At 72.2% G+C, this 20,991-nt stretch carries 19 protein-coding genes; 15 read left to right on the top strand and 4 right to left on the bottom strand.

Annotated elements, in window-relative coordinates; all coding sequences use genetic code 11:
* Both V7Q31_RS12970 and V7Q31_RS12965 read left to right on the top strand, forming a co-directional pair.
* Nucleotides 1-640, top strand: a 640-nt coding sequence (locus tag V7Q31_RS12970) for an ABC transporter ATP-binding protein (protein ID WP_333834288.1), incomplete at its 5' end; no start/stop codon positions are given.
* Complete coding sequence (locus V7Q31_RS12965; protein ID WP_333834287.1) at nt 637-1,329, top strand: ABC transporter ATP-binding protein; 693 nt, start codon at nt 637-639, stop codon at nt 1,327-1,329. The genes V7Q31_RS12970 and V7Q31_RS12965, both read left to right, overlap by 4 nt.
* Before the next feature lie 13 nt (nt 1,330-1,342).
* On the opposite strand, the gene V7Q31_RS12960 is transcribed toward V7Q31_RS12965, so the two are convergent.
* Both V7Q31_RS12960 and V7Q31_RS12955 read right to left on the bottom strand, forming a co-directional pair.
* Complete coding sequence (locus V7Q31_RS12960; RefSeq protein ID WP_333834286.1) at nt 1,343-1,621, bottom strand: c-type cytochrome; 279 nt, start codon at nt 1,619-1,621, stop codon at nt 1,343-1,345.
* Between the two features lie 74 nt (nt 1,622-1,695).
* Nucleotides 1,696-3,756 (bottom strand): PhoX family protein, encoded by a 2,061-nt coding sequence (locus tag V7Q31_RS12955; RefSeq protein WP_333834285.1) that lies wholly within the window; start codon nt 3,754-3,756, stop codon nt 1,696-1,698.
* A gap of 207 nt (nt 3,757-3,963) precedes the next feature.
* On the opposite strand from V7Q31_RS12955, the gene V7Q31_RS12950 reads away from it, so the two are divergent.
* From V7Q31_RS12950 to V7Q31_RS12935, 4 genes are all read left to right on the top strand, one after another.
* A complete protein-coding gene (locus tag V7Q31_RS12950; RefSeq protein WP_333834284.1) occupies nt 3,964-5,289 on the top strand; it encodes an efflux RND transporter periplasmic adaptor subunit in 1,326 nt (441 codons plus the stop codon).
* Nucleotides 5,286-8,420: an efflux RND transporter permease subunit gene (locus V7Q31_RS12945; RefSeq protein WP_333834283.1), complete on the top strand. Its 3,135-nt coding sequence runs from the start codon at nt 5,286-5,288 to the stop codon at nt 8,418-8,420. Before V7Q31_RS12950 ends, V7Q31_RS12945 begins: the two co-directional genes overlap by 4 nt.
* A 101-nt stretch (nt 8,421-8,521) precedes the next feature.
* On the top strand, nt 8,522-9,373 hold the full coding sequence (gene sseA / locus V7Q31_RS12940) for a 3-mercaptopyruvate sulfurtransferase (RefSeq protein WP_333834282.1): 852 nt from the start codon (nt 8,522-8,524) through the stop codon (nt 9,371-9,373).
* A gap of 8 nt (nt 9,374-9,381) precedes the next feature.
* Nucleotides 9,382-9,909, top strand: coding sequence for a GNAT family N-acetyltransferase (locus tag V7Q31_RS12935; protein WP_333834281.1), 528 nt, complete (start codon nt 9,382-9,384; stop codon nt 9,907-9,909).
* Between the two features lie 144 nt (nt 9,910-10,053).
* Here the strand turns inward: V7Q31_RS12935 and V7Q31_RS12930 are convergent, their stop codons facing one another.
* Nucleotides 10,054-12,453 carry a YbcC family protein gene (locus V7Q31_RS12930; protein WP_333834280.1) on the bottom strand — a complete coding sequence of 800 codons (2,400 nt, stop codon included), beginning with the start codon at nt 12,451-12,453 and terminating at the stop codon, nt 10,054-10,056.
* A gap of 26 nt (nt 12,454-12,479) precedes the next feature.
* Nucleotides 12,480-14,012, bottom strand: a complete 1,533-nt coding sequence (locus V7Q31_RS12925) for a proton-conducting transporter transmembrane domain-containing protein (RefSeq protein WP_333834279.1) — start codon at nt 14,010-14,012, stop codon at nt 12,480-12,482.
* 112 nt (nt 14,013-14,124) lie between these two features.
* Here V7Q31_RS12925 and V7Q31_RS12920 point away from each other — a divergent pair, with 112 nt between their 5' ends.
* The 9 genes from V7Q31_RS12920 to rplS all read left to right on the top strand — a co-directional run bounded on the left by V7Q31_RS12920 (nt 14,125) and on the right by rplS (nt 20,803).
* A complete protein-coding gene (locus tag V7Q31_RS12920) occupies nt 14,125-14,994 on the top strand; it encodes a LysR family transcriptional regulator (protein ID WP_333834278.1) in 870 nt (289 codons plus the stop codon).
* A 122-nt stretch (nt 14,995-15,116) separates the two neighbouring features.
* Entirely contained in the window at nt 15,117-16,115 is a 999-nt protein-coding gene (locus V7Q31_RS12915) for an ABC transporter transmembrane domain-containing protein (RefSeq protein ID WP_333834277.1), read from the top strand.
* A gap of 146 nt (nt 16,116-16,261) precedes the next feature.
* Nucleotides 16,262-17,761, top strand: a complete 1,500-nt coding sequence (ffh, locus tag V7Q31_RS12910; RefSeq protein ID WP_333834276.1) for a signal recognition particle protein — start codon at nt 16,262-16,264, stop codon at nt 17,759-17,761.
* Entirely contained in the window at nt 17,758-18,303 is a 546-nt protein-coding gene (locus V7Q31_RS12905; protein WP_333834275.1) for a GNAT family N-acetyltransferase, read from the top strand. Before ffh ends, V7Q31_RS12905 begins: the two co-directional genes overlap by 4 nt.
* Complete coding sequence (locus tag V7Q31_RS12900; protein ID WP_333834274.1) at nt 18,300-18,596, top strand: chorismate mutase; 297 nt, start codon at nt 18,300-18,302, stop codon at nt 18,594-18,596. The genes V7Q31_RS12905 and V7Q31_RS12900 overlap by 4 nt, the downstream gene beginning before the upstream one ends.
* An 18-nt stretch (nt 18,597-18,614) precedes the next feature.
* Nucleotides 18,615-19,007, top strand: a complete 393-nt coding sequence (gene rpsP, locus V7Q31_RS12895; protein ID WP_333834273.1) for a 30S ribosomal protein S16 — start codon at nt 18,615-18,617, stop codon at nt 19,005-19,007.
* Between the two features lie 9 nt (nt 19,008-19,016).
* The gene (gene rimM / locus V7Q31_RS12890; RefSeq protein WP_333834272.1) at nt 19,017-19,568 is read left to right on the top strand and encodes a ribosome maturation factor RimM; all 552 of its coding nucleotides are present in this window, start codon (nt 19,017-19,019) and stop codon (nt 19,566-19,568) included.
* Nucleotides 19,565-20,413, top strand: coding sequence for a tRNA (guanosine(37)-N1)-methyltransferase TrmD (gene trmD, locus V7Q31_RS12885; RefSeq protein ID WP_333834271.1), 849 nt, complete (start codon nt 19,565-19,567; stop codon nt 20,411-20,413). The genes rimM and trmD overlap by 4 nt, the downstream gene beginning before the upstream one ends.
* Nucleotides 20,414-20,416: 3 nt before the next feature.
* Complete coding sequence (rplS, locus tag V7Q31_RS12880) at nt 20,417-20,803, top strand: 50S ribosomal protein L19 (protein ID WP_333834270.1); 387 nt, start codon at nt 20,417-20,419, stop codon at nt 20,801-20,803.
* Nucleotides 20,804-20,991 lie beyond the last annotated feature (188 nt).

Below are 20,991 nucleotides of genomic sequence, written 5' to 3'. Positions count from 1 at the left end.
CGGCCCGAACGGCGCCGGCAAGACCACGCTGATCGCCCAGATCGCCGGCGCGCTGACGCCCGACGAGGGGACTGTCCGCCTCGCCGGGCGCGACGTGACGCGGCTGCCCGCGCACGCCCGCGCCCGTCTCGGCCTCGCCCGCACCTTCCAGATCACCGCGCTCTTCCACGGTCTGACCGCCCTTCAGAACGTCGCCCTCGCCGCGCAGGCCACCGCCCCCGGCGCGCTGTCATGGGCGCGGCGGCCCGCGCGCGCGCAGGCGGCGCAGGACCGCGCGATGGCGGCGCTGACCGAAGTCGGCCTCGCCCACCGCGCAGGCGCGCGCGCCGAGGCGCTCGCGCATGGCGAGCAGCGCGGCCTCGAAGTCGCGATGGCGCTCGTCCAGTCGCCCGCCCTTCTTCTGCTCGACGAGCCGATGGCCGGCGCAGGCCGCGACGAGACCGACTTGCTGGTGACCACGCTCAAGCGCCTCAAGGGCCGCGTGGCGATGCTGCTGGTCGAGCACGACATGGGCGCGGTGTTCGCGCTGGCCGACCGCGTCTCGGTGCTGGTCGCGGGGCGGATCGTCGCCAGCGGCGCCCCGCAAGCGATCCGAGAAGACCCCGCCGTGCGCGCCGCCTATCTCGGCGAGGACGCATGAGCCTGCTCGAAGTCGAGGGGCTGAAGGCCGGCTACGGCCCTGCGCAGGCGCTGCACGGCGTCGATCTCGCCTTGGCCGAAGGCGAAGCGCTGGCTCTGATGGGCCGCAACGGCATGGGCAAGACCACGACGCTCGGCGCGATCATGGGGCTCGCGACCCGGATGGGCGGCGCCGTTCGCCTCGCCGGGCGCGACATCACGCGCCTGCCCCCCCACCGCATCGCCCGCCTCGGCGTCGGCCTCGCCCCCGAGGGGCGCCGCATCTTCCCCGCGCTGACCGTCGAGGAGAACCTGCGCGCCGCCGCCCGCCCCGGCCCGTGGAGCCTGCCGCGGCTCTACGCCCTGTTCCCGCGTCTGGCTGAGCGGCAGCGCAACATGGGCGGCCAGCTTTCGGGCGGCGAGCAGCAGATGCTCGCCATCGGCCGCGCGCTCGCCACCAATCCGCGCCTTCTGCTCCTCGACGAGGCGACCGAAGGCCTCGCCCCCGTCATCCGCGCCGAAATCTGGGCGCAACTCGCCGCGATCAAGGCCGAGGGGCAGTCCATCGTCGTCGTGGACAAGGACCTCGCCGCCCTCGCCCGCCTCGCCGAGCGCCATGTCGTGCTCGAGACCGGCCGGGTCGCGTGGCGCGGCGACGGCGCCGCGTTGCGGGCCGAGGCCGGGCGCGTGGCGAAGCTGCTGACAGTGTGAGGGACCCCGGCGCTCAGTCGGTCGCCAGATCGCCGAGATAGGCGGCGATCGCCGCGATCTCCGCGGGCTCGAAGTCGAAGGCCGGCATCATCTCGAAGCCTCGGAAGGCATGCGCGATCACCGCTTCGGGCAGACCGCGGATGTCGCCCGCCTCGCCTTCGGTCGCCGTGGGACCGTGGCAGTCGAAACAGAAATCGGCGTAGAGCGACGCTCCTTCGGCGACCAGCGCCGGATCGGCGCTGTGCACGGGCGCGGCGGCGAGCAGCAGACAGAGCGCGAGAGCCCGCGGCATGTGACGTCTCGACAATGCGGGGAGATGAGAGGCGGAGGCGCCGAAACGCCCCCGCCCTGCGTCGCGCGGCCGGATCAGGAGCCGATCACGTCGCCGTCGGTCTTGGTGATGACGATGGTCGCCGAGCGCGGCACGGTCCCGTCGTAGTCGGGGAAGCCCGAGCCGAACTTGCCGGCCGCGAAATCCTCCGCCGAACCATTGGCGCCGGGGTGCTGGAAGTTGACGAACATCGTCTTGCCGTCCGGCGTGCTCACGACGCCGGTCGTCTCCTGCCCCCAGGGGCCGGTGAGGAAACGCTTGATCTCGCCGGTCTCGGGGTCGGCGGCGAGCATCATGTTCATGCCGAACTCCTTCAGCGGGCCTTCATAGTCCGGCCCGATGTCGCCCATGTCCGTCTGGATCCACAGGCGCGAGTTCTCGTCGCACCACATGCCGTCCGGGCAGGCGAAGGTCGAGTCGTCGCCGAGCGCGCCCCCGGTCGGCGCGACCGAGGTCGCCTTGCCGCCCGCGATCACGAACAGGTCCCACTCGAAGCTCGCGCGGGTGTGGTCGGTGTTGAGGTAGCGCCAGCGCACGATCTGCCCGAAATTGTTCTGGGCGCGCGGGTTGACCGCGTCCACCTGCGCCTGCGTGCGGCGCGAGTTGTTGGTGAGCGCGAAATAGACCTCGCCGCTGTTGGGGTCGATCGTGCCCCATTCCGGCCGGTCCATCTTGGTCGCGCCGGCGTGATCCGCGGCGAGACGGGTGTTGACGAGGATGTCGGCCAGATCGGCGAAGCCGTTGGCCGGCGTCAGCCCGTTGCGGCCCGGGGCCAGCGCCAGCCACTCGCCCGTGCCGTCCTCGTTGAACTTCGCCGCGTAGAGCGTGCCGCGGTCGAGGATCGAGCCGTCGGTCTGGCCGGGGCGGTACACGTCCTCGGAGACGAACTTGTAAATGTATTCGAACCGCGCGTCGTCGCCCGAATAGCACACCAACGGCGCGCCTTCGACGACCGGGGCGAACACCACGCCCTCATGGGCGAAGCGGCCCAGATGCGTGCGCTTCACCGGCGTGCTGTCCGGGTTGAAGGGATCGATCTCGACCATCCAGCCATAGGCGTTGGGCTCGTTGCGGTAGTCCTCGGTCGTCGAGGCGCCCTTGGTCGTCGCGTCCCAGCGCACATAGTCGTCCGCGCCCGAGCGCGCCAGATGCCAGCCGTAGCGCCCGCCCTTGGGGTTCGTGGAGACGCCGTAGCGGGCGTGCTCGCGCGGCAGGTCGGGCTTCTGGTCGATCTCGGTGGTGTTGGCGAAGTAGCCCGCCCAGTTCTCCTCGGCGGCCAGATAGGTGTTCCAGGGCGTGACGCCGTGGGCGCAGTTGTTCACGGTGCCGCGGGTGCGGGTGCCGTCCGGGCTGTATTTCGTCTTCACATGGCTCGACCCGCGCACCGGACCGCCGATCTCCATCGGCGTTCCCGCGGTGATCCGGCGGTTGCGCGGATCGGCGACGATCGCCCACGACCCGTCCGCCTGCTTCGCCGTGCGGTAGACCGAGACGCCATGCGCCGCGATCTCCATGCGCACCTCGTCGTCGTCGCGCAGCCCGTCAGCGTCGTAATGCACGGCGCTCTTGTTGAACTCCTTGCCCTTGTAGTTGGCCTTTTCGGCGTGCAGGAAGCGCGGCTCGATGTATTCGTGGTTCAGCACCAGCAGCCCGTCCTCAGACGAGCCGTCGATCGGGAAGAAATGCATCCCGTCATGGCACTGGCCGATCTGGTGCTCCTGCTCGGCGCCGGTGTTGGCGCCGGGGCGATAGGCGGGCATGTCGCCCGAGATCGGCTCCCCGGACGCGCCGAGCACCTGGAAGCTGTAGCCCTCGGGCACCACGACCGTGTCGTCATAGCTGATCGGAACGGCCTTGAAACCGATGCGGGTCGCAGCGGTGCTGCTGGCCAGCGCCTTCGACCCGGTCGCGGCGGCGCCGAACAGACCGGTCGCGATGGTGGCGAGGCCGCCCATCATGAAGCCGCGGCGCGCGACGCGGGCCTCCATCACTTCGTAGAAGTTGGGATTGTCCGACGTGTTGCACTGCGGCTCGTCGCCATGTTCGAAATACGGCGCGGCGGTGTGGTCGGGATAATCCCGCTCGAAGTCCTTCATGTCTGGCTCCCTGGCTGGTCCGGAATCGCCTCTTGGGCGCACCCTGAGGCGTTGGTACCGAGGCTTCGACACGGTTTCGTGACAAAAGCGGCGTTTTCGATATCGGTTCGACCGAGCTCGGCGCGGGCGCGCTGCGACCAAAGCGCAGAGGGAGTTGCGCGAACTGGCGCTGTAGAACGCTCGCGGGTTTCTCCGGAGGACTGGAAGATGTGGCGAAGCGCGCGCTGGGCGGGACGGATCGCGGCCCTGCTTCTCCCGGTCGCCGCAGCGGCGGGCGTCGTCGCGCTGGCCGCCGGCGCCCGCAGCGGCCCCGACGCCGCCGAGGCCGAGGCCAAGGCGCGGCCCGCCCGCGTGATCCTCGCCGCGCCGACGCCCTTCGTCGCCCGCGCCACCGGCTACGGCGTCGTCGCCCCGGCGCGCGACTGGAAGGCGGTGGCGCGCATCGAGGGCGCTGTGGCGTGGATGTCGCCGGCGCTGAAGGATGGAGGCTATGCGAAGGCGGGCGAGACGCTGCTGCGGCTCGAGGACGCCGACATCCGGCTGGCGCTGGCGCAGATCGACGCCGATCTGGCCACGCTCGACATCCGCGCCCGAACCTATCGCGACAGCCTCGCCATCGCCGAGCGCGAACAGGCGCTGGCCGAGGCCGAGGCCGCGCGCCAGCGCGAGCTGCGCGCGCGGGGCGCCTCGGCGCAGACCGCCGCCGATCAGGCCGAGCGCGCCGCCATCGCCGCGGCGTCGCAGGTCCAGACCCAGCGCAACCTGCTCGCCGTCAACGCGGCCGAGCGCACGGCCCTGACGGCGCGGCGCGCCGTCGCCGAGCGGGACCTGGAGCACGCCGAAATCGTCGCGCCCTTCGACCTGACCATCGGCGCCGTGAACGTCGAGATCGCCCAATACGTCGCGCGCGGCGCGGTGCTGTTCGAAGGCGACGGGGTGGAGACAGCCGAAATCGCCGCCGAGTTCCCCCTCGGCGCGCTGCGCCCGCTCATCGTCGGGCGGAACATCTCGCCCGAGGCCGCCATCGCCGATCCCGGCCCGCTGGGGCTCGACGCGGTGGTGCGGCTGCGCGCGCCGGGGCGGGTGATCGAGTGGCCGGCGACGGTGGACCGCGTCGCCCAGCAGATCGGCGCGCGCACCCAGAGCGCCTCGGTGATCGTGCGCGTCGCGAACAACTTCGCGCAGGCCGCGCCCGGCGCGCGCCCGCCGCTGCGCCGCGGCGCGTTCGTCGAGGTCGAGCTGCGCGCGCCGGTCCGCGAGGCGTCCGGCGTCGTCCCCGCCGCGGCGCTGCATCAGGGCATGCTGCGCACGCTCGACGCCGAGGACCGGCTCGTGATCGCCCCCGCGCCGGTCGCCTTGCGCATGGGCGAGCTGGCCTTGCTCGACCCCGCCCCGCCCGAGGGGACGCGCATCGTCGTCTCCGATCTCGTCCCGGCGGTGGCCGGGATGAAGATCCGCCCGCGCGAGGACAAGGCGCTGACCCGCGCGCTGGCCGATCTCGCCGCCGGCCGCGCCGAAAGGCTGGCGCCGTGATCGCCTTCTTCGCCGCCCACCGCACCGCCGGCAATCTGCTGATGGCCGCGATCCTGCTGCTCGGCCTCGTCGCCTTGCCCAACCTGCGCCGCGACACCTTCCCCGAAATCCCCGCCAGCGAGGTCGAGATCCGCGTGGTCTGGCCCGGCGCCTCGCCCCGCGACGTCGAGGACGGGCTTTGCCTGCGCCTCGAAGACCCGCTCCGCGCCATCGCCGACCTCAAGGAGCTGCGCTGCGACGCGCGCGAGGGCGTCGCGATCCTGACGGCGGAGAAGCGCGAGACCGCGGCGATGGAGGGCTTCTACGCCGACGTCAAATCCGCGGTGGACGGGCTGCAGGGCCTGCCCGACCGCGCCCGGACGCCGACCGTCAGCGTCGTCGAGCGCATCTCCAACGTCGCGACGGTCGCCGTCACCGCCGCCATGAGCCCGGTCGAACTGCACCGCACCGCCGAAAACCTGCGCCAGCGGCTCCTCGCCGACCCCTCCATCGCGCAGGCCACGCTGAAGGGCTTCTCCGACCGCGAGATCGCGGTCGAAGTCGAGGCCGGGGCGCTGCGCCGGCTGGGTCTGACCGTGTCGGACATAGCCGACGCGGTGGGGCGGCACAGCCTCGACATGAGCGCCGGCGCTCTGGAGAGCGACGCGGGCGACGTCGCGTTGCGCTTCACGGGCGAACGCCGCGCCGCCGACGCCATCGCCGCGATCCCCGTCGTCTCGGCGCCGCTCGGCGGCGAAGTCGCGCTCGGCGACGTCGCGACCGTGACCGAACGCTTTTCCGAGCCGCATCTGGCGACCTTTTTCGACGGCGAGCGCGCGGCCTTGATCCAGATCGCCAAGACCGACGCGCAGGACGCGCTGAAAGTGCGCGCAGCCCTCGAAGCGGCGCTCGCGCGCGAACAGGCGCGCGCGCCCGAGGGCGTGACGCTGCGCATCAGCGCCGACGGCACGACCAACATCACCGACCGGCTGCGCATCCTGACCTCGAACGGCGCGCAGGGCCTCGTCGCGGTGTTTCTGGTGATGTGGCTGTTCTTTGGACTGCGACTCAGCTTCTGGGTGGCGGCGGGGCTGCCGGTGGCGTTTCTCGGCGCGATCTTCGCCATGCAGATGCTCGACCTCAGCATCAACATGATCACCATGGTCGCGCTGCTGGTCGCCATCGGCCTGCTGATGGACGACGCCATCGTGCTGTCCGAGAACATCGTCGCCCGCCGCCAGAAGGGCGACGCGCCGCTGCGCGCCGCCATCGAGGGCGCGCGCGAGGTGGCGCCCGGCGTGATCTCCTCGTTCCTGACGACGATCATGATCGTCGGGCCGCTCGCGCTGATGCAGGGCAACATGGGCGCGGTGCTGAAATTCATGCCCATCGTGCTGGTGATCACGCTCGCGGTGTCGCTGGTCGAGGCGTTCCTCGTGCTGCCGCATCACCTCAAGGGCTCGCTCGACGGCGTCGGGCGCCGCTCGCGCGTGCATCGCGGGGTCGACGCCGCGTTCGTCTTTCTGCGCGAGCGCATGGTGGGGCCGCTGGTCGACCGCGCGATACGCTGGCGCTATCTGAGCCTCGGGCTGATCCTCGGCCTGCTTGTCCTCTCCGCGGCGCCGATCATGAGCGGCGCGCTGAAGTTCTCGCCCTTTCCGCCGCTCGACAGCGACGTGCTGGAGGCGCGCATCCTGCTGCCGCAGGGAACGCCGCTCGCCCGCACCGAGAAGGTCGTCGCGCGCGTCGAGCAGGCGCTGGCCGAACTCGACGCCGAACTCACGCCGCTGCAACCCGAAGGCGCGCGACTCGTGCGCCATGTGACGGTGCAATACGGCGTCAACGCCGACGCGCCCGAGAGCGGGCCGCATCTGGCGACCGTCAGCGTCGATCTGCTGCGCGCCGAGAGCCGGTCGAGCACCATCAACGAGATGATCGCGCTGTGGCGCAGGAAGACCGGCCCGGTCCCCGACGCGATCCAGATCAAGTTCACCGACCGCGAGCGCGGCCCCGCCGGCAAGCCGCTCGAGATCATGCTGAAGGGCGCCGACCTCGCCGAGCTGTCGGCGGCCTCGCGCGCCGTGCAGGACTTCATCTGGGGCTTCGCGGGCATCCGCGACCTTACCGACGATCTGCGCCCCGGCGACCCGGAGCTGTCGGTGTCGCTGCGCCCCGGCGCCGCCGGCGCGCTGGGCGTCAGCGCGCGGTCGCTCGCCGACCAGATGCGCGCGGCCTTCCGCGGCGACACCGACGTCGAGATCCAGGACGCCGCCGGCGCCATCGACGTGATGGTCCGCCTCGCCCGCGCCGACCGGCTGTCGCTGTCGGACGTTCTCGACCTGCCGATCCGCACGTCGGACGGAACCCTCGCGCCGCTTTCGGCGGTGGCGGACGTCGCCGAGACGCGCGGCTGGGCGCGCATCCTGCGCATCGACGGGCGTCGCACGGTGACGGTGGAGGGGAACATCAACCCCCGCATCGCCAACGCGCGCGAGATCCTCGCCGCCGTGCAGGCCGATCTCGCGCCGCAGCTCGGGCGCGACTTCCCCGACGTCGAGATGGTCTTCGCCGGCGAGGCCGAGGACACAGCCGCGACCGGCGCTTCCCTGCAGGTGGGCGTGGCGGTCGGTCTCGCCGGCGTCTTCGCGATCCTCGCGCTGCAGTTCGGCAGCTTCCTGACGCCCGTCGCGGTGATCGTGGCGATCCCGCTGGGGCTCGTGGGGGTGATCTGGGGTCATGTCGCGATGGGGCTGAACCTGACGATGCCGAGCATGGTGGGGCTCGCGACGCTTGGCGGGATCGTCGTCAACAACGCGATCCTGCTGATCGCCTTCATGCGCGCGCGCATCGCGGCCGGCGAGAGCGCCGAGAAGGCCGCCGGCGGCGCCGCGCGCGACCGGCTGCGCGCGATCCTGCTGACCTCGATCACCACCATCGCAGGGCTGACGCCGATGCTGCTCGAGACCTCGACCCAGGCGCAGCTTCTGGTGCCGCTGGTGGCGAGCCTCGCTTTCGGGCTCTCCTCGGCGACGTTGCTGGCGCTGTTCGCGACGCCCGTCACGGCGGTGATCCTCGGCGATCTCGGCCACCGCATGGCGGCGCCGTCCGAAAGCTACGCGGAAAGCGCGCCGGACGGCGCCGCTCCCGCCTGAGAGGCGCGACCGCGCGCGACGCGCGCGGCGGTTGATCTGGCGTTCACGCTTCTCTACCAACGTCGAACCGGGGAGCGACCCGCAATGAGGGCTGGCAGGCGATGACAGAGCGCGACGACCCGCAGCTGATCGTGTCCACCGACTGGCTCGCGGCCCATCTCGACGCGCCGGATCTGCGCGTGGTCGACGGCTCGTGGCACATGCCCGAGACCGGGCGCGACGCCCGCGCCGAATACGCCGCCGCCCACATCCCCGGCGCGCAGCATTTCGACATCGACGAGATCGCGGACGTCCACTCGCCGCTGCCGCACATGGCGCCCTCGGCCGAGAAATTCGTCAGCCGGGTGCGCCGGATGGGGATCGGCGACGGCCACCGGATCGTGGTCTATGACGACAGCGACGTGCTGTCGGCGGCGCGGGTGTGGTGGATGTTCCAGCTCTTCGGCCATCGCGACGTCGCGGTGCTCGACGGCGGGCTGCCGAAATGGCGCGCCGAGGGCCGCCCGCTCGAGGACATGCCCCCGCACGCCCGCGACCGCCACTTCACCGCCCGCCGCGACGCGAGCCTCGTGCGCGACGTGACCCAGGTCGCCGCCGCCGCCAAGCTGCGCTCCGAGCAGATCGTGGACGCGCGCGGCGCCGACCGTTTCCACGGTCGCGCGCCCGAGCCGCGGCCCGGCCTGCGCTCTGGCCATATCCCCGGTGCGTTCAACGTGCATTTCCGCGAGGTGGTGAACGAGGACCGGACGCTGAAATCGCCCGAGGCGCTGCGCGCGCTGTTCGAGGCCGCGGGCGTCGATCTTTCGAAGCCGATCGTCAACAGCTGCGGCTCGGGCGTGACCGCCTGTCTGCTGGCGCTGGCGCAACGGCGCGCGGGGGCGAAGCGGGTCGCGGTCTATGACGGCTCCTGGGCGGAATGGGGGGCCTATTCCGATCTGCCCGTCGCCACATGACGACGCCCGTGCTTTCGGAAATCGCCTACACCGTCACCTTTCTGGAGATGACGGCGCGCCCGCAGCGCGCGCGCCCGCACGCGCCGCTGGTGGACGGGCTGCTGCTGATGCGCGCAGAAAAGGCGCCGCTGCACTTCCTGCGCTATCTCTACGACACGGTCGGACGCGACTACGAGTGGACCGACCTGCACGCCTGGTCGGACGCCGATCTGGCGGCCTTCGCGCGCCATGACGAGGTGTCCCTGCACGTGCTGCACCTGACCGGCTGGCCGGCGGGCTTCGCGATGCTCGACGCGCGCGCGGCGGGCGTGATCGACCTCGCCTATTTCGGGATGACGCCGGAGGCGACGGGGCGGGGTCTGGGCGACTGGCTGCTGGGGACGATGGTCCACATGGCTTGGGACCGGGGGCCGCGCAAGCTGACGGTCAACACTTGCTCGCTCGACCATCCGCGCGCCCTGCCCCTTTATCAGAAATGGGGCTTCGCGCCGGTGCGGCGCGAAGAGCGACGGCGCAAGGTGGCCGCGCGGAGCTGAAGGGACCCAGGCGGCGCGCGAGCGACCCGCCCCCTGGGGCGCAATCGGGCCTGAGGGAACCGGTTGACCAGATTTTCCCTTTCAAAAACAACGGTCCCCACCCCGGACCTGCGTCTTTCAGGTCCATCTCCGCTCTGACCGGGCTCAGAGTGCGGCTACCGCCTCCGGCGCCCGCCAGCCGCCGCCGCATCCGCGCCAGCGCACTCGGCCTTCGGCGTCCATCGCGCCGAGGGCGAGCCACCCATTGTCGAACAGCGCGGCGACGTCCCCGTGGCGCGCGAGGATGTCGTCGAGCGCCTCGGTCGGGGCCTCGATCAGCACGCTCAGACGCAGCGGATCGTGCATCAGCTTCTCGCCGTCATGCACCGCCTGCCAGGGCAACCCGCCCCTGATCAGCCCGCCGGCGCCCTCCAGCACGCCGATCCCGCCGACGACGTTGTGCAGCAGCTTGTCGCCCGCCCCGAAGCTGCGCGGCGCCGTCGCCGAGCCGTAATATTGCAGGCTGATCCAGCTGGCGACGACCACCGGCGCCGTGACGATAAGCTCCAGAACGCCGAAGCCGACATCGTCGCGCCAGTCGTAGTCGTGCAGGAAGGCGCGCCCGCCCAGATCGCGCCCCTCGGTGCGCGCGCGCGGCGCGGCGATGAAGGCCATGCAGCCGGCGAGACCCCATTCGGGGCGGATCTGCGACCAGTCGCGCGCGCGCGCCGGCGTCGTCTCGGGGTCGGGCGCGCCCGGCAGCCGGAGCGCGCGCTCGGCGCGGGCGCGGGCGCCCGCCTCGGCCAGCAACCGGCGGGCTTCGGCCAGATCGGTCTGGTGCGCCGCCGCGGCGACGTCGGCGTCGAACAGCGTCGCCACGTCGCTCGCGGTGTCGTGCAGGCCGCCGACGAACAGCGTGTCGTCGGGAATGTCGATCCCCCTGGCGCGCAGCCCCTCCCGCACGTCGACGTCGTTGAGCAGCGACGCGAGCAGCCGGGCGTTGACCTCGCCCGAATAGCCGCCGCAGGCCCCGCATGCGTAGGCGCTGGCCATCGCGTTGTTGGCCACCTCCGAGCCGTGACCCACGATCAGCGCCAGCCGCGCGAAGCCCGACGTCAGCGACATCGCCTTCAGGATGGTCTCGCCCGCCCCCACCCGCGCGGCGAGCGGAAGCGGCGGATCGAGCTGCGGCGCGGGGTCGGGCGCGCGCGCGCCCTTCAGCCCGAGCGCCTCGGCGGCGAGCTTGACGGCGTGCAGCGGCCCGGCCGCCTCGACGAAGGCGAAGCTCGACACGGCGGCCTGCTTGAAACGGCCCCAGGCGCGCGCGGAGCGGGCGAGGATGCGCCGCTGCGCGTCGTCGGCGGCGGGGCTGCGCGAAGTCAGGCCGGGCTTCAGCAGCACCGGCAGGCGCGGCTCCGCCACGTCGGAGGCGCAGCCGCGATGCGCCACGCCGACGCCGAAGAACCCCGCGAAGCCGAGCGTGCGGACTTTCGGCGAGGACGCCTCGAAGGCGCGCCGGAACGGCTCGGAGCGCACGTCGATGCAGAAGGCCGCCTGGATCGCGCAGCGCCCCTTCTCCGCGGCGGCGACGGGCTCGGCGAGGGTCGCTTCGATCCGGCGGCGCGCCGCGCGCTCGGCGGCGTCCTGAGCGATCGCGTCGATCAGATCGTCCTGGCTGGGCGAGACCGGGGCGGCGAGATCGGCCAGCGCCGCGGCCCAGTCCAGCGCGAGCGACGCGCCACCGCACGCGAGCAGCGAATCCTCGAACATCAGCCGCGCCGTCACCAGAACGAGCGGCGCGTCGTCGGTTCCGCCGTCGCGCTCGGCGCGCCATTGCACCCCGCGCGCCCACTGCCCCCAGCCGCCGAGATCGGCGGCGAGCCGGTGCAGATAGGCCGGCATCGCCGCCTCCGGAACGTCGAGATCGCGCAGCGCCCGCGCCAGCGCCGCCGGCGCGGTATCCGGCGCCTCGGCGACCAAAGCGCAGAAGCCGCGCAAGCCCGCGATCTCGGGCGTCAGGTCGCGCGCGGCCCAGCCCCGCCAGGAGGCCCAGCAAGAGGCCGCCTTCGGCGCCGGCCACAACGCCTGCCCGGCGTCCCAGCGCGCGGCGGCCCAGGCCCCGACCCGGTCGGCGATCAGCGCCGGCCAGTCGATTCCGTCGCGCGCGGCGGCGAGATCGGCCAGAGTCGGCGCGGCCTGCGCTTCGGGCGCCGGGGCCTCGAGCGCGGCGATCAGCGCCTCGACGCTCTGGAGCCGCGCCGCCGACGGCGCGGCGGCCAGCGCGGCCTCCAGATCGGCGCGCGCGATTTCGCCCGAAGCGACCTGCGCAAGGCGCAGCGCGCGCGGCGCGAAGGGGCGCTCGCCATGGGCCCGCGCGATCCGCGCGGCGGTCTCGGCGAGGCCCTCGCCCGCATAGCCGAGGAAGGGGTTGACGGCCACCGTCGCATCGAGCGGCCAGAGCGGGGGGATGCGGCGCAGCGCGGCGTCGGCGGCGTCGAGCGCGGTGACGGCGCTTTCGGGGGTCATGGTCGCCAGATCGGCGCGGAGCAGGGCCTGAATGGACATTGCGGTTCTCCTTCGCGAAAAGTGGGTCAGCGGCGCACGGTCGCCCAACCGCCGATGAAGCGGTCGAACACGGCGCCTGCGTAGAGGCCGTTGGCGAGGTGGACGCGCAGGCCCGCCGCCGCCGGGTGGCTCGACCATAGCGGGAAGACCGACTGCGCCGCCGCCACCGCCGCGAAGCTGACGACGGCGAGGCCGATCACCGCCCATTCCAGCGGCCCCGGCGCCGGGGTCGGCGGCAGAACGCCCGCCGTAAGCGCTTCGGCGACGCGCTGCAGCGCGAAATAGGCGACCGCCGCGGCCAGCGACCACAGCGCGACGCGACGGGTCAGCGCGCGGGGCGCCGCGTCGGCGAGCCCCTGGGCCAGCAGATAGGCGACGCCGAGCACGAGGATCGCGCCGAGCGCCAGCGCCTGCGCCGACTTGTTCTCGACGCCGAAGGCGAAGCTGACCGCGAGGTAGATCGACAGCGCCAGCGCGATCGCCCGCCCGGCCGCGCGCGCATTGGGGATCGCCACCGGGCCCGGCCGCCGCGCCGCCGCCACCGCCTCGACCGCGCCGCCCGAGCCGAGGAAGGCGTGCGCCTTGTAGAGCGAGTGGGCCACGATGTGCAGCAGCGCGAGCGCGAACAGCCCCAGCCCGCATTGCAGAATCATGAACCCCATCTGGGCGACGGTGGACCAGGCCAGCGCCGTCTTGACCGCAGGCTGAGCGAGCATCACCAGCCCGCCGATCAGCGCCGAGGCGCCGCCGATCAGCGCCAGCGCGGCCATCGCGCCGGGCGCGGTCAGCAGCACGTCCGACAGCCGGATCAGCAGGAACCCGCCGGCGTTGACCAGCCCGGCGTGCAGCAGCGCCGAGACCGGCTTGGGCGTCTCCATCACCTCGATCAGCCACCCTTGCGTCGGGAACTGCGCCGCCTTGAGGCAGGCGGCCAGCCCGAGCAGCCACGCCGCCCACACCGCCTCGACCTGCGCTTCGCCCGCGCGCGCGGCCTGCGAGATCGCCGAAACGCTGAGCGTGTCGTAACCGGTGGCGAGCAGCGCCACGGCCCCGAGCAGCGCCGCGTCGCCGAGCCGCGCGATCAACGCCGCCTTGCGGGCGGCGCGGCGCGCGCCGGGTCGATCCGGGCGGAACAGGAGCAGTCGCTGCAGGCAGAGCCCGGCGCCGATCCACGCCGCGGTCAGCACGATCAGATGGTCGGCCAGCACGAAGACCAGCGCAGCGCCGAGCGCGAGCGCCAGCCAGCCGCAGAAGCGGGCGCGGCCTTCCTCGCCCTCCAGCTGAATGCGGGCGAAGCGCAGCACCACCCAACCGATGAAGGCGATCAGCAGCGCCATCGGCCCCGAGACGGCGTCGAACCGGAACCCCGGAAGCGTCGCCGCCGCGCCGGCGGGATCGAGCGTCAGGGCGAGGCTCGCCGCCGCCGCGCCGACGAGCCCGAGCAGCGCGGCGCGCTCGGGCAGATGCGCGGCTCGCGCTGAGGCGTCGGATCGGGCGTCGGACAGACCGGACGCTCCGGCGGCGATCAACGCCGCGGGGGCGATCAATGCGAGGCTCATGGCGGTCTCCCTCAGTGCGAGAAATCTGCGGCGTGACGACGCAGTGATAGCGACCGCGCGTCATTTGGAAAAATTCATTGAATTTGTCATACCGTTCGATTTATCAGAACGAATGCGCTCGCCGAACCTCGAACATCTGCGCTTCTTCCACGCCGTCGCGCATGAGGGGAATCTTACGCGCGCGGCGCAAAGGCTGAACCTGTCGCAATCGGCGCTGTCGGTGCGGATCGCCAAGCTGGAGGCGCAGCTTGGCCATGCGCTCTTCGATCGGGTCGGGCGGGAGTTGCGGCTGACCGAGGCGGGGCGGCTGGCGCTCGACCGCGCCGACGCGATCCTCGCGGCGCGCGACGATCTGATCGCCGCGCTCGGCGAGCGCGGCCGGGCGCGGCAGGCGCTGCGGGTGGGGGCGCTGGCGACGCTGTCGCGCAACTTCCTGATGGCGTTCCTGAAGCCGGTGCTGGGTCGGCCCGACGTCGACGTGATCGTGCGCTCGGGCGGGGCGGCGGAGCTCCTGCGCGGGCTGGTCGCGCTCAATCTCGACGTCGCGCTGCTCAACGACGCCCCGCCGCCGGACGCCGCCGACCGGCTCGTCGCGCGCAAGCTCGACGACCAGCAGGTGAGCCTGATCGGCGCACCGGCGAGGGCGGCGGCGGGGACCGACCTCGCGGACCTGCTCGCGACGCATCCGATGGTGCTGCCGGCGGCGCCGAGCGGGCTGCGCATGGCCTTCGACGCGCTCGCGGCGCGGATCGGCGCGCGCCCGCAGATCGCGGCGGAAATCGAGGACATGGCGCTGATGCGCCTGATGGCCCGCGAGGATGTCGGCCTCGCCGTGCTGCCGCCGATCGTCGTCGCTGACGAGCTGCGGCTGGGACAGCTCGTCGAGCTCGCCCCGCTGCCGCAGATCCGCGAGACCTTCTTCGCGGTGACGGCGGAACGGCGCTTCCCCAACCCGCTGCTCCGCGAACTCGCGACAGGGTAGGATCGAGGCGCGACGCGCAACGAGCGGGTCGGAGTCGCGCCGGGACTGCGACGCGCGCGACGCGACCGTCTCGATGTGATATAATGATGTTCGGCGCAGATGCGCCGCCGGAGTGCGCCGACATGCTCGGCGAAAGACGCCATACGCTCCCCGCAACGCTCTACGGGCTGATCTGGGCGCGAACGCGCGCGCTGCAGGCGGCGGTGGTCGGCGTCGGGCTCGCGCTGCCGCCGCTCGCCGTGATCCCGCTGGAGATCCAGCGCCGCATCGTCGACGATGCGATCCCCGCGGGCGACGCGGCGCTGCTGCTGATGCTGGGGCTCGCCTATGCGGCGGCGTCGACGCTCGCCGCGGCGATCAAGTTCCTCGTCTATTACCTGCGCGGTCTGATCGAGGCGAAGGTGACGCGGCATCTGCGCGCGCTCGCGCTCGACGCCCAGCGCCGCCGCGCCGCCGCCGAGGCGCAGCACGCCATGGGGCCGGTCGCGGCCATCGTCGCCGAGGAGGCTTATCCGCTCGGCGGCTTCGCTGCGCAGGCGATCAACATTCCGCTGATCGAGGGCGCGGCGATGCTGGGCGTGGCGGGCTTCATGCTCGTCTCAGAGCCCTGGCTCGCGGCGATCGGGCTCGGCGCGATGGCGGCGCAGGCGATCCTCGTGCCCTGGGTGCAGCACTACGTCAACCTGATGTCGCGCCGCCGGGTGAACGCCGTGCGAAGGGCCGCCGCCGACATGATCGACGCCTCCGAGCGCCGCCCCGGCGCGCATTTCCGAGACGCGCTGCGCGAGGTGCGGCTCGCCTACCGGCTGCGGCTGCGCATGAACGTGCTCAAGGCGGCGCTGAAGGCCGCGCTCAAGCTCAGCGACAATTTCGCCGCGATCCTGATCCTGACGGTGGGAGGTTTTCTCGTGATGCGCGGCGAGACGAGCCTCGGGATCGTCGTCGCCTTCCTGTCGGGGCTGCGCCGCGTGCAGGACCCGTGGGACGCGCTGATCGCCTTCTACCGCGAGTTCGCCGACGCGCTGGTGAAATACCGGCTGGTCCTCTCGGCGCTCGGCGCGGCGGTGGCGATCGAGCCCGACGCCGACCCCGGCCCGGCGGTCGCGCTGCGCCTGCCATGACGCAGTTTTGACATCGCGGGCTTTCGCGCGTATCAAACCCCGATTCCCGGGAGCTTTGCGCTTCCGGTCCCCGCATGTGCGGGGATCGCCGTCGGTCAGCGCGTCGCGCCCACCGGCGTCGTCGTCGTTTTGGCCGGGAGGGCCGCATGTTCGAGAGCCTGTCAGAACGCCTCTCCGGCGTCTTCGACAAGCTGACGCGCCAGGGCGCGCTGTCGGAGACCGACGTCTCCGAAGCGCTGCGCGAAGTGCGCGTCGCGCTGCTCGACGCCGATGTGGCGCTGCCGGTGGCGCGCGACTTCATCGCCAATGTCCGCGAGAAGGCGACCGGTCAGGCGGTGCTGAAATCGGTCACCCCCGGTCAGATGGTCGTCAAGATCGTCCATGACGAGCTCGTGCGGATGCTCGCGGGCGACGGCGAGCAGGCCGAGCTGCGCATCGACAGCCCGCCCGCCGCGATCCTGATGGTCGGACTTCAGGGCTCGGGCAAGACGACCACCACCGGCAAGCTCGCCAAACGGCTGACCGAACGCGACGGCAAGCGGGTGCTGATGGCCTCGCTCGACACGCGCCGCCCCGCCGCGATGGAGCAGCTCGCCATCCTCGGCCGTCAGATCGGCGTGGACACGCTGCCCATCGTCCCCGGGCAGGACCCCGTGGCGATCGCCAAGCGCGCCAAGCAGCAGGCGAGCTTCGGCGGCTACGACGTGGTGATGCTCGACACGGCTGGCCGCCTGCATGTCGACGACGCGCTGATGGCCGAAGTCGAGGCGGTGCGCGACGCCAGCAAGCCCAACGAGACCCTGCTTGTGGTGGACAGCCTCACCGGGCAGGACGCCGTCAACGTCGCCGAGAATTTCCACGGGCGCATCGGCGTCACAGGCGTGATCCTGACGCGCATGGACGGCGACGGGCGCGGCGGCGCCGCCTTGTCCATGCGCGCGGTCACCGGCCGGCCGATCCGCTTCATCGGCACGGGCGAGAAGCTCGAGGGCCTCGAGGAGTTCCATCCCGAGCGCGTCGCGGGCCGCATCCTCGGCATGGGCGACATCGTCTCCCTCGTCGAGAAGGCGCAGGAGCAGATCGAGGCGGCGGAAGCCGAGAAGATGATGAAGCGGTTCCAGAAGGGCCGCTTCGACATGAACGATCTGCGCAATCAACTGGAGCAGATGCTCAAGCTCGGCGGCATGTCGGGCGTGATGGGCATGATGCCCGGCATGGGCAAGATGCAGAAGCAGCTCGAGGCCTCGGGCATGGACGACAAGGTGATCCGCCGCCAGATCGCGATCATCCAGTCGATGACCAAGACCGAGCGGCGCAACCCCGACCTGATGCAGGCCAGCCGCAAGAAGCGCGTCGCGGCGGGCTCCGGGCTGGAAGTGCAGGACGTCAACAAGCTGCTGAAGATGCACCGCCAGATGGCGGACATGATGAAGCAGATGGGCAAGATGGGGAAGAAGGGCCTGATGCGCGGGGGCTTGGGCGCGCTGTTGGGCGGGCGCGGGGGAATGCCGGCGATGCCGGGCGGCCTTCCGGGCGGCGGCATGGGCGGCGGCGCGCCGGCGCTTCCGCCTTCGGGGGGCTTTCCCGGAATGGGCGGCGGCGCGGCCCTGCCGCCCGGCCTGTCGGGCTTCGGAAAGAAGAAATGACCCTTGCGTTGCGCGAGCCCGCGCTCCCCGCCATTCCCGTAATCGAAACCGAGCGCCTGCGCCTGCGCGCGCCGCGGCTGTCGGATTTCGACGCCTATGCGGCGTTCTGCGCCTCGCCGCGCTCGGCGGGCGTTGGCGGCCCCTACAGCCGGGGCGATGCGTTCCAGCGGTTTGCCGCGTTGATCGGGCACTGGGCGCTGCGCGGGTTCGGGCGCTTCATGGTCGCCGACCGCGCAAGCGACGCGCCGCTCGGCGTGGTCGGGCCGATGCACCCGATCGAATGGCCCGAACCCGAGATCGCGTGGAGCGTGTTCGACCATGCCGAGGGGCGGGGCGTCGCCCATGAGGCGGCGCTCGCCGCCCGCCGCTTCGCCTACGAAACGCTCCGCTGGTCCACCGCCGTCAGCCTCACGGCGCCGGACAACCTGCGCTCGCAGGCGCTCGCCCGGCGCCTCGGCTGCGAGCGCGACGGCGTGTTCGAGCACCCCGAATTCGGCGCGCTGCTGATCTGGCGCCACCCCGCGCCGGAGGCCGCGCGATGACCGCCCCGCAGCCCGAGGCGCAGGCGCTGCTCGGCGGCCTGCGCCGCTCCATCGACAATCTCGACGCGATCCTCGTGCACACGCTCGCCGAACGGTTCCGTTGCACGCAGGAAGTCGGCCATCTCAAGGCCGCGCACGACCTGCCGCCCGCCGACCCCGAGCGCGAGGCGCGTCAGGTCGAACGGCTGCGCAGCCTCGCCCGCGAGGCCGGGCTCGACCCGGAATTCGCGGAGAAGTTCCTCGCCTTCATCATCGAAGAAGTCATCCGCCATCACGAGCGGATCAGAAGCTGACCTCAGGAGACCAGACAGATGTCCATGAAAATCCGCCTTGCGCGCGGCGGTTCCAAGAAGCGCCCCTACTATTCGATCGTCGCCGCGGACAGCCGCATGCCGCGCGACGGCCGCTTCAAGGAGAAGCTCGGCTCCTACGATCCGTTGCTCGCCAAGGACAACCCGGACCGGATCAAGATGGACATGGAGCGCATCCAGTTCTGGCTCGGCCAGGGCGCGCAGCCGACCGACCGCGTCAGCCGCTGGCTGGAAAACGCGGGCGTGCTGCCGAAGAAGGAGCGCGCCAACGTCCAGAAGGCGGTTCCCGGCGCCAAGATGACGAAGCGGGCCGAGGAGAAGGCCAAGAAGGCCGCCGCCGCCGCGGAAGCCGCCGCGGCCCCCGCCGCGCCCGCCGAAGCCTCCGCCGAGTAAGCCCCGCCCATGGCCGAGCCCCCGCCCGCGCGCGTCTGCGTCGCCGCGATCGCGGGGGCCTTCGGCGTGCGCGGCGAGGCGCGGGTGAAGTCCTTCACGGCGGAACCCGAGGCCTTTGCGTCCTACGGTCCGCTCGAGACCGAGGACGGCGCCCGCCGCTTCGACGCCCGGATCACGCGCCCCGTCTCAGGCGGTTTCGCCGCGCGTCTGAGCGGGGTGGCGACGCGCGAGCAGGCGGAGGCCCTGAAGGGCCTGCGGCTCTACGCGGCGCGCGACCGTCTGCCTGCTCTCGACGAGGACGAATTCTACCACGCCGACCTGATCGGAGTGGAGGTCTTCGACACCGGCGGCGCGTCGCTCGGGCGCGTTCGGGCCGTGCAGAATTTCGGCGCGGGCGACGTGATCGAAGTCGTCGGCGCGGGGCGGCCCGTGCTGCTGCTGCCCTTCACCCGGGCCGCCGTGCCCACGATCGACCTCTCCGCGCGCCGGATCGTCGCCGACCCGCCCGAAGAAATCGGCGCGCCGGAGGATGACGCCGAAGACGAGGCGGCGTCGCGATGAACGGCGCGCCGCCGCCCCGCAGTCACGGCAGGCTCGCCCTGCGCCCGACTCTGAAGCCGCGTCCGCTGATCGAGGACGCGCCCGACATCGCCCGCGCCTGGCGCGCGACCGTGCTCACGATCTTCCCCGGCCTCTTCCCCGGTCCCCTCGCCGAGAGCCTGACCGGACGGGCGCTGGCGGAGGGTCTGTGGTCGCTGCAGGCGCTGGACATCCGCGATTTCGCACGCGATAAGCACCGCTCCGTGGACGGTCCCCCCGCAGGGGGAGGGCCGGGCATGGTCATGCGGCCCGACGTCGTCGCGGCCGCGATCGACGCAGCCGCCGATGGGGAACGGCCGGTGATCTACCTCTCGCCGCGCGGCAGGCCTTTCGGGCAGGCGCGGGCGCGCGAGTTGGCTTCGGGGCGGGGCGCGATCCTGCTCTGCGGCCGCTTCGAAGGCGTGGACCAGCGCGTGCTGGACGCGCGGGACGTGGAAGAGCTGTCGCTCGGCGATTTCGTCCTCACGGGCGGCGAGATCGCGGCGATGGCGGTGATCGACGCCGCAGTGCGGTTGCTGCCGGGGGTGCTCGGCAACGCCGCCTCGACAGTCGAGGAGAGTTTCAGCGCGGGGCTGCTGGAGGCCCCGCACTACACGAAGCCCCAACGCTGGGAGGGGCGCGAGGTGCCGGAGGTCCTCCTCTCCGGTCATCACGCCCGCATCGCCGAGTGGCGACGCTCCCGGGCCGAGGCGCTGACGCGGGAACGTCGCCCAGATCTCTGGCGGGCCTATGTGGACCCGACGGGAGAAGCAGAGCAATCGGGCGCGCAGACATCCGCCGCAACAGGCGGTCGAGGAAAGGACTAGACGATGAACCTTCTGCAGCAGATCGCCGCCGAGCATGTCGCCGCGCTCGGCAAGGACATCCCGGAGTTCGGACCGGGCGACACCATCCGCGTCGGCGTGAAGGTGATCGAGGGCACGCGCTCGCGCGTGCAGAACTATGAGGGCGTGTGCATCTCGCGCCGGGGCGGCGGCATCGACGCCTCCTTCACCGTGCGCAAGATCAGCTTCGGCGAAGGCGTCGAGCGCGTTTTCCCGCTGCACTCGCCTGTGATCGACGCGATCTCGGTGGTGCGCCGGGGCAAGGTGCGGCGCGCGAAGCTCTACTACCTGCGCGCGCGCCGCGGCAAGTCGGCCCGCATCGCCGAAAAGACCAACTACCGCGCGAAGGCCGACGAGGCGTCGGCGGAGTGACGTCTCCCCTCCGGGGGCGCGGGAGAAGCCCCGCCCCCGGGACGGCGCGGCGCGCATCGGGACGTCGCGTGCGCGCGTGGAAGCCGAAGCCCGATCCCATTGCGGAGCGACCGGGCCTCGTGTATCTCGCTCTCAACGCACCCGTAGCTCAGCTGGATAGAGCGCTGCCCTCCGAAGGCAGAGGTCAC

The organism is Rubrimonas sp. (genome assembly GCF_036788415.1).
Classification (GTDB): Bacteria; Pseudomonadota; Alphaproteobacteria; order Rhodobacterales; family Rhodobacteraceae; genus Rubrimonas.
The sequence above is the reverse complement of the archived record's forward strand: the minus strand, read 5'-3'. Positions and strand labels throughout refer to the sequence as shown.

Excerpts from the sequence above, each read along its gene's own strand:
- sseA (WP_333834282.1), top strand. The coding sequence starts at position 8,522 with ATGACAGAGCGCGACGACCCGCAGCTGATCGTGTCCACCGACTGGCTC.
- V7Q31_RS12950 (WP_333834284.1), top strand. The coding sequence starts at position 3,964 with ATGTGGCGAAGCGCGCGCTGGGCGGGACGGATCGCGGCCCTGCTTCTC.
- rimM (WP_333834272.1), top strand. The coding sequence starts at position 19,017 with ATGGCCGAGCCCCCGCCCGCGCGCGTCTGCGTCGCCGCGATCGCGGGG.
- V7Q31_RS12965 (WP_333834287.1), top strand. The coding sequence starts at position 637 with ATGAGCCTGCTCGAAGTCGAGGGGCTGAAGGCCGGCTACGGCCCTGCG.
- rpsP (WP_333834273.1), top strand. The coding sequence starts at position 18,615 with ATGTCCATGAAAATCCGCCTTGCGCGCGGCGGTTCCAAGAAGCGCCCC.
- V7Q31_RS12905 (WP_333834275.1), top strand. The coding sequence starts at position 17,758 with ATGACCCTTGCGTTGCGCGAGCCCGCGCTCCCCGCCATTCCCGTAATC.
- trmD (WP_333834271.1), top strand. The coding sequence starts at position 19,565 with ATGAACGGCGCGCCGCCGCCCCGCAGTCACGGCAGGCTCGCCCTGCGC.
- V7Q31_RS12920 (WP_333834278.1), top strand. The coding sequence starts at position 14,125 with ATGCGCTCGCCGAACCTCGAACATCTGCGCTTCTTCCACGCCGTCGCG.
- V7Q31_RS12955 (WP_333834285.1), bottom strand. The coding sequence starts at position 3,756 with ATGAAGGACTTCGAGCGGGATTATCCCGACCACACCGCCGCGCCGTAT.
- rplS (WP_333834270.1), top strand. The coding sequence starts at position 20,417 with ATGAACCTTCTGCAGCAGATCGCCGCCGAGCATGTCGCCGCGCTCGGC.
- V7Q31_RS12900 (WP_333834274.1), top strand. The coding sequence starts at position 18,300 with ATGACCGCCCCGCAGCCCGAGGCGCAGGCGCTGCTCGGCGGCCTGCGC.
- V7Q31_RS12925 (WP_333834279.1), bottom strand. The coding sequence starts at position 14,012 with ATGAGCCTCGCATTGATCGCCCCCGCGGCGTTGATCGCCGCCGGAGCG.
- V7Q31_RS12960 (WP_333834286.1), bottom strand. The coding sequence starts at position 1,621 with ATGCCGCGGGCTCTCGCGCTCTGTCTGCTGCTCGCCGCCGCGCCCGTG.
- ffh (WP_333834276.1), top strand. The coding sequence starts at position 16,262 with ATGTTCGAGAGCCTGTCAGAACGCCTCTCCGGCGTCTTCGACAAGCTG.
- V7Q31_RS12915 (WP_333834277.1), top strand. The coding sequence starts at position 15,117 with ATGCTCGGCGAAAGACGCCATACGCTCCCCGCAACGCTCTACGGGCTG.
- V7Q31_RS12930 (WP_333834280.1), bottom strand. The coding sequence starts at position 12,453 with ATGTCCATTCAGGCCCTGCTCCGCGCCGATCTGGCGACCATGACCCCC.